Origin of the sequence: Streptomyces sp. Alt3, from assembly GCF_030719215.1 — a bacterium.
In the GTDB taxonomy this organism is placed as follows: Bacteria; Actinomycetota; Actinomycetes; order Streptomycetales; family Streptomycetaceae; genus Streptomyces; species Streptomyces glycanivorans.
In genome coordinates this window covers 8,186,355-8,198,878 of sequence record NZ_CP120983.1, presented here as the reverse complement: position 1 = coordinate 8,198,878, position 12,524 = coordinate 8,186,355, and the positions used below count along the sequence as shown (strand labels likewise).

Here is a 12,524-nt window from a genome sequence, read left to right as displayed (position 1 = left end):
ATGACCGCCCCGGCGATACGCGCCGAAGGACTCACCAAACGGTTCGGGAAGAAGCAGGCCCTGGCCGGTATCGACCTCGAAGCCGCCACTGGCACCGTGCTGGGGGTCCTCGGCCCGAACGGCGCGGGAAAGACCACGACGGTGCGGGTGCTGTCGACGCTGCTGCGACCGGACAGCGGCCGGGCCTGGATGGCCGGCCACGACGTCCTCGCGGACCCGGAGGCCGTACGCCGCGATCTCGGGCTCTCCGGCCAGTACGCCGCAGTGGACGAGAAGCTGACCGGACGGGAGAACCTCTACCTGGTGGCCCGGCTCTACGGATTCGGCCGGCATGCGGCCCGCCGCAGAGCCGGTCAGCTGCTGAGCAGCTTCGACCTGGAGGACGCGGCGGACCTTCCGAGCGGGACCTACTCGGGGGGGGGATGCGCAGAAGGCTGGACCTGGCCGGCGCGCTGGTGGCGCGACCGGCCGTGGTCGTCCTGGACGAACCCACGACAGGCCTCGACCCCCGAGGCCGCGCGGACACCTGGCAGGCGGTCAGAGACCTGGTCGCTGAAGGAACGACGGTGCTGCTGACCACCCAGTACCTGGAGGAGGCGGACCAGTTGGCAGACGCCATCGTCGTCATCGAGGGCGGCACCGTGGTCGCCTGCGGCTCAGCCACCGAGCTGAAGTCGCGCGTCGGTGGCGATCGGCTCTCGCTGAACGTCCCCGAACCTCGGCACCGCGTCAGCGCGGCCGAGATACTGGCCGCGCTCGGCACGCACTCCCCCGGCCTCGACCCGCGTACCGGGCGCCTCACCGTCGCGACCGATCACGGCGCCCAGAGTCTGGAGTACGCGCTGGGCTGCCTGCGGCTGGCCGGAATCGTGGTCCGCGACGTGGAATTGGCACCACCGACGCTCGACGACGTGTTCCTCTCCCTGACCGGCCGACCGCTCGAGCCCGGCGGGGCAGCGACGAATTCGACCGCCTCACCGAGCGTCGCGACCGTCAGCGGAGGAGATCAGTGACCGCCGTGCAGCGGCTGAGCCGCGATTCCTCCATCATCGCCTGGCGTAATCTGCTGAACCTGCGCCGGACCCCGGGGTCGGTCATCGCCGCCCTGGTCCAACCGGTGATGTTCGTCCTGCTGCTGGCCTACGTATTCGGGGGCAGTCTCGGCGGCGCCGAGTACCGGACGTTCCTGATGGGCAGCATCTTCGCCCAAGCGGTCACCTTCAACGCGGCGTTCACCGCGCTGGGCCTGGCCCACGACATGGACAAGGGCATCGTCGACCGATTTCGCTCACTGCCGATGCCCGCCATGGCGGTACTCCTCGGCGTACCTTGTCAGACCTGACGATGAGTGCCGTGACCCTGGTCGTCACCTCGCTGTGCGGGCTGCTGGTGGGCTGGCGCATCGCGCATCGCCGTTCGACGCGCTCCTGGCCTATCTGCTGATCCTCCTCTTCGCCTTCGCCATGTCCTGGGTCGGTGCAGCGATCGGACTGACAGCCAGGAGCGTCGAGGTCGCGCAGAGCGCAGGGCTGATCTGGCTCTTCCCGGTCACGTTCATCTCCTCGGCATTCGTATCCACACACACCATGCCCGGCCCGCTACGGACGGTCGCGGAATGGAACCCTGTCTCCGCCACAGCCACCGCCGTCCGCCGGCTCTTCGGCAACCCACCACCGGCCGGCCTCCCGACAAGCGACACCTGGCCCGTTGTCCACGCAGCCCCCTACGCCGTGACCTGTGCCTGCCTGATCACCGGTGCGTCCATGCTGCTCGCGCTCAGGAAATTCCGGCGCATCACCCTCGGCTGAGACCTGTTCCGCAGATTCCGCAGATGAACTGCTGAGTGGGGCCGGAGCCCCGATCGAGACGTGATCAATCCCGCGTCGGAACTCGGGCCCGAACCCTCTCTCACGCTCAGATCCACCGGAGAGCGACGCTTTGCGCCAGCATCAGACGCCGACCACCGCAGTAGCCCTCATGCGTCGGGCCGTACTTCTGCTCATGGCGCTCGACGGCCTCGCCGACCCGACAACGGCGAACCTGCGCGGCCAGGCCCCGTCCGACAGAAGTTCTTGACGGCTCGTACGCCGGCTGGAGCGTGCAGTCAGGTGGTGGGGCGAGTGCCGGGGGTATGGCCGAAGGTGCGGCGGAAGACGTTGATGAAGGTGCTGGCGGAGGACCAGCCGCAGTGGTGCGCGACTGCGGTGACGGGGGTGTCGTCGGCCAGGAGGATCAGGGCGCGGTGGAGCCTGATCTGGGTGCGCAACTGGGGGTAGGTGAGGCCGAGGTTGTCGCGGAGGCGGCGGGAGAGGGTGCGGGCGCTGGCGCCGATCTCGCGTCCGAGGTCGTCGAGGGAACGGTTGTCGGCCGGGTCTGCGCACAGGATGTCGTGCAGTTCGCGGAGGAGGGGGTCGGTTGGGGCCGGCAGGTGCAGGGGCTGTTCGGGGGAGATGGTGAGCTGGTCGAGCATGACCGCGCGCAGGCGTAGGTGGGGTGGGCTGTCGTTGTCGGGGGCGCGGGTGTAGGCGACGATGAGTTCGCGCAGGAGGGGACTGACGGCGAGGACGGCGGGTTTGTCCAGGCCGAGGGGGTTCTCGATGGCGGGCAGGCCGACGAGGTGGAGGTCGAGCTCGCCGTGGGCCTGATGCTGGTGGACGGTGCCCGCGGGGATCCAGAGCGCGCGAGTGGCGGGGGCGATCCAGGAGCCGGCGTCGGTGGTCACCGCGATGGTGCCTGTGCTGGCGTAGGCGATCTGGTGGTCGTCGTGGCGGTGCGCGTCGATCTCACCGCCGGACGCCAGGCGCTGGGTCCGGGTCGGCGCGACAGGAGTGTGGCGGATTTTCTGCATCACTTGTCACTCTATCGAAAGCGCGACACCTGGCGGTTCTCCCAACATGGGAGGGGTGCGAAGGAATACACCGATCTTGCTGCTGGCCGTGGGACACGCCTGCGTCGACATCTACCAGGGCGCCGTAGCGGCGCTGATCCCGTTCTTCGTGGCCGAACGGGACTACACCTACGCGGTCGCCTCCGGCATCGTGCTGGCCGCGTCCCTGCTGTCGTCGGTGGCCCAGCCGGTGTTCGGCGCGCTCACCGACCGGTGGGCGATGCCGTGGCTGCTGCCGGTCAGCACCCTGCTGGGCGGTGTGGGCATCGCGCTCAGCGGCCTGAGCGGCTCCTACGGGCTCACCCTGTTCTTCGTCGCCGTCTCCGGCATCGGCGTGGCCGCCTACCACCCGGAGTCCGCCCGTGTGGCCCGGCTGGCCGGCAAAGGCAGCCACAAGGCGATGAGCTGGTTCTCCCTCGGCGGCAACATCGGCTTCGCGCTCGCCCCGCTCGTGGTGTCGGCCACGATCGGTCACGGCTCGCTGCACTGGACACCCGTCCTCGTTCTCCCCGCGCTCGCCGGCGCCGCCCTGTGCGTACCCGTCCTGCGGCTGATCGCCCGGTCTCGGACCGGCACGGCCGGGACACCGGCCGCGCCGGACGCGGACGATGTGGCCTCGTTCGTGAAGCTGTCCCTGGCAGTCGTCTTCCGCTCCATCGTCTTCACCGGCCTGAGCACCTTCATCTCCCTCTACGCCCAGCAGCGTATGCAAGGCAGCACCACGGCGGGGACCGTGGCCCTGTTCCTGCTGTTCCTGGGTGGCGCCGTCGGCTCGGTCCTGGGCGGATCCCTGGCCGGCCGCTACGACCGCGTCCGCGTCTCCCGCTGGTCCTACCTGCTCTCCATCGCCGCCGTCACCGGAGTGATCTACGCACCTGGCCCGGCCATGTTCCTCTTCGTGGTCCTCACCTCCGCCGGCCTGTACGTCCCCTTCTCCCTCCAGGTGACCCTCGGCCAGGACTACCTGCCCTCTCGCATCGGCACCGCCAGCGGCGTCACCCTCGGCCTCACCGTCAGCATCGGCGGTCTCATGAGCCCCCTGCTGGGACACCTCGCCGACACCACCGACCTCAGGACGGCCCTCACCCCTCTGATCGCCATGCCCGCCCTGAGCTGGCTCCTCTTCCGCGCCCTGCCCGAACCCACCGCCCCCGGCACCCGGACCGCCACACCCGCGTCCGCATCCGCACGGCAAGAGGCGCAGACCCGCACCAACCGGTGACCACGCGTATGGCCCGTCGGACGGACCAGGGCGTGCCCGAAGACGGAATCTGCCGCCCGCCGGGACGAGCCGGCGGAAAAGGCGTGCCGGATGTGACGACGACGGCCAGGAGGAGGCCCCGGCCGTCGCAGGCGGGTTGGGCCCTTGTGGTCAGCCCGTCCCGCTTCCGTCGGCGTAGCGGATGACGGCGTCGCCGGTGACCTGGTCGAGGTCGAAGGCGTCGGCGGGCAGGCCGACGACTGCGATCAGGGTGTCCGGCCGCCGCACCATGGCCGGCAGGGCGCCCTGGTCGCACCGGAAAAGGCCCAGGAACTGTCCTTGGCCAGGACCAGGGTGCCGGTGCCGTGCTGCTACGGTCGGGCGCCATGAGCTGGCTTCCCGATGACTTCGTCCATCCCGTCCTGGTACCGCTGCCGGGTGGTGGCCATCACCTGCGGCCGATCCGGGAGGCGGACACCCCGCTCGATTATCCGGCTGTGATGGGTTCACGCGAGCGGCTGTGGACCGTCTTCGGCCCGGCCTGGGGCTGGCCTGCGGCCACCATGACCTACGAGGCCGACCAGGCCGACCTGTTGCGGCACGAGCAGGAGATCGCCGCACACCAGTCCTTCAACTACGCGCTGTTCGACGCGGCGGAGACAGCTCTGCTCGGTTGTGTCTACATCGACCCACCGGAGAGGGCCGGCGCGGACGGCGAGATCGCCTGGTGGGTGGTGGACGAGCTGGTGGGCAGCAAGGTCGAGCAGGCCCTCGACGTGCTGGTGCCGCAGTGGATCGCCGACGACTGGCCGTTCGAGCAGCCGCGCTTCCTCGGCCGCGAGATCTCCTGGTCGGACTGGCTCGCCCTGCCGGAGCATCCCGACACGTGAGTGGTCGTTGAATTACGGAACGGGCCGGACAGTGTGCTTCTGGTCATTCCGGCCGGGGTCGGGACGATGCCGGCGATCGTTCCGCCGGGCTCCAGCAGCGTTCGGGCAGATGGCGCGGCATCCGGGCAGGGGCCTGAGGAACAGCGACGTCAAAACGGTGCTGAGCTTGTCCTGCCAGGCCGCGAGGTCGTCCTGAAGCTGGTCGGTGCCGATGGGGCTGGTCAGGGGCGGGATGCGTCCTGGTGGGCTTCGTCCGAGCTGGTTGCCGCCCAGGATGCGAGCAGTATGAGGGCGTCGTGTTCGGGGGTGCCAGGTTCTGCGCTGTAGGCGGTGAGGGTCAGTCCGGCGTCGCCCGGCAGCTGCATGGCGTCGAAGTCGAGGGTGATCTCGCCGATGGCCGGGTGGCGGAATGCCTTGCGGCCCGTGTGGTGCAGGCGCACGTTGTGCTTGGCCCAGGCGGTGCGGAACTCGTCGCTGCGGGTGACGAGTTCACCGATGAGGCCGGTGAGTTCGGTATCGCCCGGGGCTCGGCCTGCTTCGGTGCGCAGCAGGGAGACGGTGGTGTTGACCGAGGCGTTCCAGTCGGGGAAGAAGCCGCGGCTGGTGGGGTCGAGGAACTGGAAGCGGGCGATGTTCACCGGGGTGGGAGCCGTGGCGGTGAACAGGGGTGCGTACAGGGCGCGGCCGAGGTCGTTGACGGCGAGGATGTCGAGGCGGCCATTGCGGATGAAGGCCGGGGAGCCGGTCATGGACTCCAGGACCCGCTTGAGGCTGGCTGGAACGGTGTCCTTGGCCCGGCGTGGGGTGCGACGGGCCGGTCGCTGGCGCTGGGCCGCGGCCAGGTCGTGCAGGTGGGAGCGTTCCGCGTCGTCGAGCTGGAGGGCGCGGCAGAGCGCGTCGAGTACTTCTTCGGAGGCGCCGGCGATCTGGCCGCGTTCGAGGCGGACGTAGTAGTCGATGCTGACACCGGCGAGCAGGGCGACTTCCTCGCGGCGCAGTCCGGGGACCCTGCGCTTGCCGTTGCCGAAGGCGGGCAGGCCGGCCTGCTCCGGGGTGATCTTGGCGCGGCGGGTGGCGAGGAACTCTCGGATCTCGCGGCTGGTGTCCATGTTGTCCAGGTTAGGAGGAGCGGGGGGCGGCTGGGAGGTTCTGCCAGTACCTGGAACGGCAGAGCCTTCCGCACGCCTGTGAGCTGCGGTTCCCTCGATGGCGTCAGATGCGGCCCCGTCCCGGAGGGCGGGCACCCCCTTCGCGGGATGCCTACCGGCCCCGGGCGGCCGACAGTGGCAATGCCGCATCCTCGTGTCCGCACCACCACAAGGAGTCACCTCATGGCGAAGCAGTCCGCACCGCAGGAGCTGGCCGGTATCGCGCCGAAGCTGGTCGAGGTCACCGACGAAGTCCTGTTCCAGGACGTGTGGGAGCGCCCCGGGCTCTCCCCGCGGGACCGCAGCCTGGTCACGGTCAGTGTGCTGGCCGCCCTCTACCGCAGCGAGCAGCTGCCCTACCACCTGGGTGTGGCCCTGGACAACGGGCTCACGATCGAGGAGCTGTCCGAGGCGATCACGCACCTGGCGTTCTACGCCGGATGGCCCAACGCCATGACCGCGATCACCCTGCTGAAGAAGATCGCGGACGAGCGCTCCGCCTGATCCCCGGCGCGAGCAGCAGAATCGCCCCGCCCCGCTCAGCGGGGCGTAGTGAACCAAGGAAGAGGAACAAGATGGCCGGCAACGGATTCGACCAGATCTTCCCGCTCGGCGAGAAGAACGACGCCTACGCGCAGTACTTCATCGGCCAGAGCTACCTGGCGCCGCTCGCCTCGGGCAGCGTCCCCGTCAGCAACGTCTCCTTCGAGCCGAGCTGCCGCAACAACTGGCACATCCACCACGGCACGAACGGCGGCGGTGACCAGATCCTGCTGTGCACGGCCGGAAGCGGCTGGTACCAGGCAGAGGGCGAGGACCCCATCAGCATGGAGCCGGGCACGGTGATCCGCGTCCCCGCCGGCACGAAACACTGGCACGGCGCGAAGGCCGATGCGTGGTTCTCCCACCTCGCCTACATCACCCCGGGCGAAGGTGTCAGCAACGAATGGCTCGACCCGGTCACCGACGAGGTGTACGGCAAGCTGCCGAAGAACGGAGCGAACGCATGACCATCCTGAACGAGACCTACACGCTGTCCAACGGTGTCCAGATCCCCAAGCTGGGGCTCGGCACCTGGTTCATCGACGACGACAAGGCGGCCGACGCGGTCCGCGCTGCCGTCCAGATCGGCTACCGCAACATCGACACCGCCCAGGCATACGGCAACGAGCGCGGAGTCGGCGAGGGAGTGCGCACCTCGGGCGTGCCGCGCGAGGACCTGTTCGTCTCGACCAAGCTCGCCGCCGAGATCAAGGACTACGACCAGGCGGTCACCTCGATCAACGAGTCGCTCCAGAAGCTGGGCCTGGACCACGTCGACCTGATGCTGATCCACAGCCCGCAGCCGTGGGACGACTTCCGCGGCGGCGACTACGCCCAGGGCAACCGCGCCGCGTGGCGTGCCCTGGAGGAGGCCCACCAGGCCGGGAAGATCCGGGCGATCGGCGTCTCCAACTTCCAGCAGCACGACCTGGAGAACATCCTCCAGGGCGCGACCGTCGTCCCCCACGTGAACCAGCTGCTCGTCCACGCCGGGAACACCCCCGCCGAGCTTCTGACCTACTGCGAGAGTCAGCAGATCCTCGTCGAGGCGTACTCGCCGATCGCCCACGGAGCGATCCTTGAGAACGCCGAGGTCCAGGCGCTGGCCGAGAAGTACGGCGTGTCCGTCCCCCAGCTCTGCATCCGCTACCCCCTCCAGCTGGGCACGGTGTCACTGCCCAAGACGGCAAACCCCGAGCACATGCGCTCCAACGCCGACGTCGACTTCGAGGTCTCCGGAACGGACATGGGCGCTCTGCGGGGCCTGCGCGATGTGGACTACGGCGACCACAGCGCCTTCCCCGTCTTCAGCGGCAAGTGACGCCACAGGAGCGCCACCTCGCTCCGGCACGGATCGGTCACGACGCACCGCGCCCGACGGCCCACATGCCATCCGGTCCAAGCGAGACGGCCTAAGCCGGATCGCCCCCGCCGTCGTCCTCGCCCAGCTCCGGCGTGTCCGGGTCGCGCAGCGGGCGCAGGGCGCCGGCGGTCGGGATGCCGGCGGTGAAGCTGTAGCGGCCGAGCAGGTTGGGGTTGCGGTGCTTGAGCGGGGAGAGGCGGGCGATGTCCTCGTCGCGGATCTCATGGCCCTCGGTGCGGAACTGGGCGACGGCGGCGTCGATGAACTTCGTCGTCCGGAGCATGATGGCGTCGAGGACCAGGCCGAGCGCGCCGAGCTGGCCCTCCATGCCGTCCCGGTAGGCCTGGTGGACAGTGCCGCGCTTGCCGTGGCACACGTCCCTCGCCAGCTTGTGGCGTGACTCCTGCACGGTGAGCTGCCGGTTCATCTGCCGGTGGTAGGTGGTGTCCACCGAATCGACCGGCCGCAGCAGGTGCTCGGTCTTCGCGATCCGCCCGTACTTCGCGAACGCTGTCCCCAGTGGATTCGGGCGGCCGTCGCGTCCGAACACGCGCAGCAGGTCGTAGGCGCGGACCTGGTTGGTGACCAGGGAACCGGCGACCTTCAGCATGTCCGGCCAGTGCGTGATCACCGTGTTCAGGTTCACGCGGTTGCGGGATTCGGCGGCGTCCAGGGCGAGGGTTTCCTCGACCTGGCGACGTGTCCGCAACCGCGGCGCGTACTCGGGCGTGGTGACGAACTTCGCACAGGTCAGGTAGAGGTCACACTCGCAGCCGCCGGCCGAACCCGCAGACGCAACACCCTCCCCGGACCCGTCGCCGTCGCCGTCGCCGTCGCCGCAGGCAACAGCCAGCGCGCCCACATCCAGACGTGGAACTCCTTCGCCGAACACCTCGGCCTCCCTCTGCGCCTGGAGACGCCCCCGGCGAGGAACCGCCCAAGCCCGGACCGACCCGGGCCGCCGTACGCACCCTGCACTCCGCGCACCGCACCCTCGTCCGGCAGGTCTTCGGCGCACCCCTGCGCCCCGGCGCGCTGCTCCAGTCCCGCCCCTGACCGCGCCGGCCGCGGCGCTCGGCGGGAACAGGGCGAAGCGGTCCCGCCGAGCTGCGCCGATTGGGACCATGGCGTCATGAGAAGAATGGTGCGCCTTACCGTCATCCCGTTCGCCGTGGCCCTGCCCTTACTGGGTGGCTGCACCCTGGACTCCGGCACGGCCAGGGACCACTCCACCGAGTTCCCACAGCCGACCGCCACCACCACGGTCGCCCCCGACTCCGCCATGCAGCTGGCCGACCACTACCGAGAATCGAGCGGAAACAAGGACGTGTACGGCATCCAGCGTGCCGACGGCCCCGCTGGCGTGCCGTTGCTGACAGTGTGGACGCGCAGCGCGGACGAGGACGCCGAACCCTTCGACCGCCTGAAGGTCTCGCTCACCGACTACCTGAAGCGCGAGGAGAACGTGAATCTGGACGAGGGGTACCTCATCGACGTGTTCGGGCCGGACGGCGACCTTCAGCACCGCCTCGACGCACGCCCGTAGCGGGTGCGGCCGAGGCCGGCGACACCATCGTCGTGCCGTCACTCGATCTCCTCCACACGTCGATGTCGAGCCGGCCGCAGAATGAGCAGCAGCAGCGCCTTCGGGTTCAGGCCGCTGATCCCGGCCCCTCGAGCATGACCGGCAACCGGGAGGCGTCCGCGTTCTCTCCAGCCGCAGCCACCCACAGCCGTCTTACGGCCGAGCTGGCTACCCGCGTGCAGCTCAGCGTCTCGCCCTGCCACCGCCGACTGCGCCACCTCGAACTCGAGGGCGTCATCCGCGGCTACCGCACCGCCGTCGACCTGGGCTTCGAGGCCCTCGTCTTCGCCACCCCGCGCGAAGAGCCCCGACACGTCCTCGACCCTCACGGCACGTACCACCGCTACCACCGACCGGGGGCCGGACACCCCGATTTACGGCTACGCTGTATCCATAAAGCGAAAGAATCTACCTCGAACAGACATATGGAGTGGCCATGGTCGATCAACAGTGCAATGGCACGCCTACGGACGCAGACGTCGTCGTGGTCGGAGCCGGACCCGTGGGCCTGGCCCTCGCCCTGGACCTCGCCCGCCGCGGCATCTCCGCACGCGTACTGGAGCGCGGCGCGGGAACCTTCGAAGGGTCACGGGCCAAGGGCGTGCAACCACGCACCTTGGAGGTCCTCGACGATCTCGGGGTCGCCGCGGAAGCCAGGGCCGTCGGCGGCCCGTACCCGCCGATGGGCCTGCACATAGGCCCCTTCACCAAGACGTGGCAGATGCAGCACCCTGCCCCGGCCGCCGCCGCGACCCCCTACCCGGACATCCTGCTGCTGCCCCAGTACGCCACGACCGCCCTGCTCCACCGCGCCGTGCTGGACCAGGGTGGCACGGTTGAATTCGGCGTCACCGCAGAGAAGTTCACCCAGGACCAGGACGCTGCCACCGTCACCACCGACGACGGCCGACTGCTGCGCGCCCGGTTCGTCGTCGGGGCCGACGGTGGCGGCAGCACGGTCCGCAAGGCCATCGGGGCCGCCTTCGAGGGCAGCACCGACGAGGCCGACCGAATGATCATCGCGGACGCCCGTGTGGACGGCCTCTCCCCGGACCGCTGGCACGTCTGGCCCCGCACCGGCGGCCGTACCGTCGCCGCCTGCCCCCTGCCCGGGGGCGACCTCTTCCAGCTCATGATCACCATCGGGCCCGACGACCCCGCCGAACTCACCGAGGAGACCCTGGCCGCCCTGCTGAAGCGCCGGGCCGGACGCTCACTGCGCCTGCACGGCCTGACCTGGGCCTCCGTCTTCCGGCCCAACATCCGCCTTGCCGACCGCTACCGCAACGGCCGCCTGCTCATCGCCGGCGACGCCGCCCACGTCCACACCCCCGCCGGAGCCCAAGGACTCAACACCGGCGTCCAGGACGCCTACAACCTCGGCTGGAAGCTCCAGCAGGTCCTCGCCGGAGCTCCCGACAGCCTGCTCGACACCTACCAGGGTGAACGCCGCCCGGTCGCAGCCAAAGTCCTGGGCCGCTCCACCGAGCTCTACGCCGGACTCAAGAAGCCGCGCACCCGCGCCCTGACCCGCGGCGACGAGGAACGCCAGCTCGGCCTGTCCTACTTCGGCGGCCCCCTGGCCCCGTCCGACGCCGCCTCCACCGCCGCCCTGCGCCCCGGCGACCGTGCCCCCGATGCTCCCCTGCCCGCCGGCGGCCACCTCTTCGACCTCTACCGCGGCCCCCACTTCACCGCCCTCGCCTTCGGCGCCGGGGCCGGTGCAGCGCTCGCCTCTCTCGACTGGCCCGCCGCCGGCGCACCCCTGCACCGCCACACCCTTCCGGGCGCCACCACCGCGAGCACTCCCGACGAGGCGTCCCTCCTGACCGCCTACGGGATCACTGACGACACCCTCGTCCTGGTCCGCCCCGACGGCTACATCGCCCACATCCACCGACCGGGCACCCCCGCGCCCCCCGGAGCCGGCCTCACCGAAACCCTCAGCCGGCTCACCCCCGCCCCACCGGCGACCTGACCTCGGGGCCGCAGGCAGCACGGCCGCATCCCCGATGGTCCCGCGCCCGCTAACGTGGACCGCGACCACCCCGCGAACCAGGCCCCGCGCGAGAAGGACACCGCATGACCAGCACCCCCGCACCCGGAAGCCCGGCCTGGTGGCTCCGGCGCACCGCCTCGCCGACTGCTCCCCGCCGGGGCCGCGGCCGGCCCTCGCTCGACACCGACCACATGGTCGCCACCGCCCTACGCCTGATCGACGAGCACGGCGTCCACGCCTTCTCCTTGCGCACCCTCGCCGACGCCCTCGGCTCAAGTACCGCCACTCTCTACCGGCACTTCGCCAACAAGGACGAGATCCTCGCTCTGACCGTCGACCTCGCCCTCGGCGAAGCCGGCACCGTCCCTCCAGCAGCTCCCGCCGGCTGGAGGGACGTCCTGAGCACCATGGGGCATCAGGTGCGCGCTGTCCTCACCCGGCACCCCAGCCTCCTGCCGACCCTCATGGACCACGTCCCGGTCGGCCCCAACGCCCTCGCCCAGCGCGAGCGCGTCCTCGCCGCACTCCTCCGCCACGGCCTGCAACCCGCTCTGGCCGCCCGTGCCTTCACCGCCGTCGGCCACTACGTCATCGGCTTCGCCGTCCAGCAGCGCGAATCCGACGGCGCGCCCCTCGCGGACTACTACCGTGACCTCGATCCCACCACCCACCCCGCCATCGCCGCCACGGCCGAGAGCCTCACCGCGGTCACACCCGACGACGAGTTCGCCTTCGGTCTCGGCCTCCTCCTCGAAGGACTCGCAAGGCAGAAGGACGCTTCACCGTAGCTTCGGGGGAAAAGAGGCCGACCTGGCGCGGACCGGCCTGCAGGGAAGACGCCATCTCGCCACTGAAACCATCGCCTCATTCAGGGGTGGGCAGGCCCGCCGAGCGGCTCACGCCGCCAC

General features: G+C 70.2%; 10 protein-coding genes and 4 pseudogenes. 11 read left to right on the top strand and 3 right to left on the bottom strand.

Annotated elements, in window-relative coordinates; translation table 11 throughout:
* Positions 1–1,013: pseudogene (locus tag P8A20_RS36455) on the top strand (ATP-binding cassette domain-containing protein).
* A pseudogene (locus P8A20_RS38855) lies at positions 1,010–1,808 on the top strand (ABC transporter permease). Before P8A20_RS36455 ends, P8A20_RS38855 begins: the two co-directional pseudogenes overlap by 4 nt.
* Before the next feature lie 296 nt (positions 1,809–2,104).
* Here P8A20_RS38855 and P8A20_RS36440 read toward each other — a convergent pair.
* Complete coding sequence (locus P8A20_RS36440) at positions 2,105–2,848, bottom strand: AraC family transcriptional regulator (RefSeq protein WP_306105041.1); 744 nt, start codon at positions 2,846–2,848, stop codon at positions 2,105–2,107.
* 55 nt (positions 2,849–2,903) lie between these two features.
* Here P8A20_RS36440 and P8A20_RS36435 point away from each other — a divergent pair, with 55 nt between their 5' ends.
* Together P8A20_RS36435 and P8A20_RS36430 are read left to right on the top strand one after the other, a co-directional pair.
* Positions 2,904–4,109 (top strand): MFS transporter, encoded by a 1,206-nt coding sequence (locus P8A20_RS36435; RefSeq protein WP_306105040.1) that lies wholly within the window; start codon positions 2,904–2,906, stop codon positions 4,107–4,109.
* 365 nt (positions 4,110–4,474) lie between these two features.
* Positions 4,475–4,978, top strand: a complete 504-nt coding sequence (locus P8A20_RS36430) for a GNAT family N-acetyltransferase (RefSeq protein ID WP_306105039.1) — start codon at positions 4,475–4,477, stop codon at positions 4,976–4,978.
* Positions 4,979–5,199: 221 nt separating this feature from the next.
* Here P8A20_RS36430 and P8A20_RS36425 read toward each other — a convergent pair whose 3' ends face one another.
* Entirely contained in the window at positions 5,200–6,087 is an 888-nt protein-coding gene (locus P8A20_RS36425) for a helix-turn-helix transcriptional regulator (RefSeq protein ID WP_147961011.1), read from the bottom strand.
* Positions 6,088–6,309: 222 nt separating this feature from the next.
* On the opposite strand from P8A20_RS36425, the gene P8A20_RS36420 reads away from it, so the two are divergent.
* The 3 genes from P8A20_RS36420 (at position 6,310) to P8A20_RS36410 (ending at position 7,990) form a co-directional block, all read left to right on the top strand.
* Positions 6,310–6,630, top strand: a complete 321-nt coding sequence (locus P8A20_RS36420; RefSeq protein WP_147961012.1) for a carboxymuconolactone decarboxylase family protein — start codon at positions 6,310–6,312, stop codon at positions 6,628–6,630.
* Positions 6,631–6,701: 71 nt separating this feature from the next.
* A complete protein-coding gene (locus P8A20_RS36415; protein WP_147961013.1) occupies positions 6,702–7,136 on the top strand; it encodes a cupin domain-containing protein in 435 nt (144 codons plus the stop codon).
* Complete coding sequence (locus tag P8A20_RS36410; protein ID WP_306105038.1) at positions 7,133–7,990, top strand: aldo/keto reductase; 858 nt, start codon at positions 7,133–7,135, stop codon at positions 7,988–7,990. The genes P8A20_RS36415 and P8A20_RS36410 overlap by 4 nt, the downstream gene beginning before the upstream one ends.
* A 91-nt stretch (positions 7,991–8,081) precedes the next feature.
* Here P8A20_RS36410 and P8A20_RS36405 read toward each other — a convergent pair.
* A pseudogene (locus P8A20_RS36405) lies at positions 8,082–8,690 on the bottom strand (Tn3 family transposase); the annotation flags it as partial.
* A gap of 474 nt (positions 8,691–9,164) precedes the next feature.
* On the opposite strand from P8A20_RS36405, the gene P8A20_RS36400 reads away from it, so the two are divergent.
* The 4 genes and pseudogenes from P8A20_RS36400 (at position 9,165) to P8A20_RS36385 (ending at position 12,404) form a co-directional block, all read left to right on the top strand.
* The gene (locus P8A20_RS36400; protein ID WP_306105036.1) at positions 9,165–9,578 is read left to right on the top strand and encodes a hypothetical protein; all 414 of its coding nucleotides are present in this window, start codon (positions 9,165–9,167) and stop codon (positions 9,576–9,578) included.
* Positions 9,579–9,712: 134 nt separating this feature from the next.
* Positions 9,713–9,928 (top strand): annotated as a pseudogene (locus P8A20_RS36395) (winged helix-turn-helix transcriptional regulator); the annotation flags it as partial.
* A 125-nt stretch (positions 9,929–10,053) separates the two neighbouring features.
* Positions 10,054–11,595: an FAD-dependent oxidoreductase gene (locus P8A20_RS36390; protein WP_306105035.1), complete on the top strand. Its 1,542-nt coding sequence runs from the start codon at positions 10,054–10,056 to the stop codon at positions 11,593–11,595.
* Positions 11,596–11,699: 104 nt separating this feature from the next.
* Positions 11,700–12,404 (top strand): TetR/AcrR family transcriptional regulator, encoded by a 705-nt coding sequence (locus P8A20_RS36385; RefSeq protein ID WP_306105034.1) that lies wholly within the window; start codon positions 11,700–11,702, stop codon positions 12,402–12,404.
* Positions 12,405–12,524: the final 120 nt, after the last annotated feature.

Bases quoted from the DNA above. Each gene is read 5' to 3' on its own strand.
- P8A20_RS36385 (WP_306105034.1), top strand. From the start codon at position 11,700: ATGACCAGCACCCCCGCACCCGGAAGCCCGGCCTGGTGGCTCCGGCGC.
- P8A20_RS36400 (WP_306105036.1), top strand. From the start codon at position 9,165: ATGAGAAGAATGGTGCGCCTTACCGTCATCCCGTTCGCCGTGGCCCTG.
- P8A20_RS36425 (WP_147961011.1), bottom strand. From the start codon at position 6,087: ATGGACACCAGCCGCGAGATCCGAGAGTTCCTCGCCACCCGCCGCGCC.
- P8A20_RS36420 (WP_147961012.1), top strand. From the start codon at position 6,310: ATGGCGAAGCAGTCCGCACCGCAGGAGCTGGCCGGTATCGCGCCGAAG.
- P8A20_RS36430 (WP_306105039.1), top strand. From the start codon at position 4,475: ATGAGCTGGCTTCCCGATGACTTCGTCCATCCCGTCCTGGTACCGCTG.
- P8A20_RS36415 (WP_147961013.1), top strand. From the start codon at position 6,702: ATGGCCGGCAACGGATTCGACCAGATCTTCCCGCTCGGCGAGAAGAAC.
- P8A20_RS36410 (WP_306105038.1), top strand. From the start codon at position 7,133: ATGACCATCCTGAACGAGACCTACACGCTGTCCAACGGTGTCCAGATC.
- P8A20_RS36440 (WP_306105041.1), bottom strand. From the start codon at position 2,848: ATGCAGAAAATCCGCCACACTCCTGTCGCGCCGACCCGGACCCAGCGC.
- P8A20_RS36390 (WP_306105035.1), top strand. From the start codon at position 10,054: ATGGTCGATCAACAGTGCAATGGCACGCCTACGGACGCAGACGTCGTC.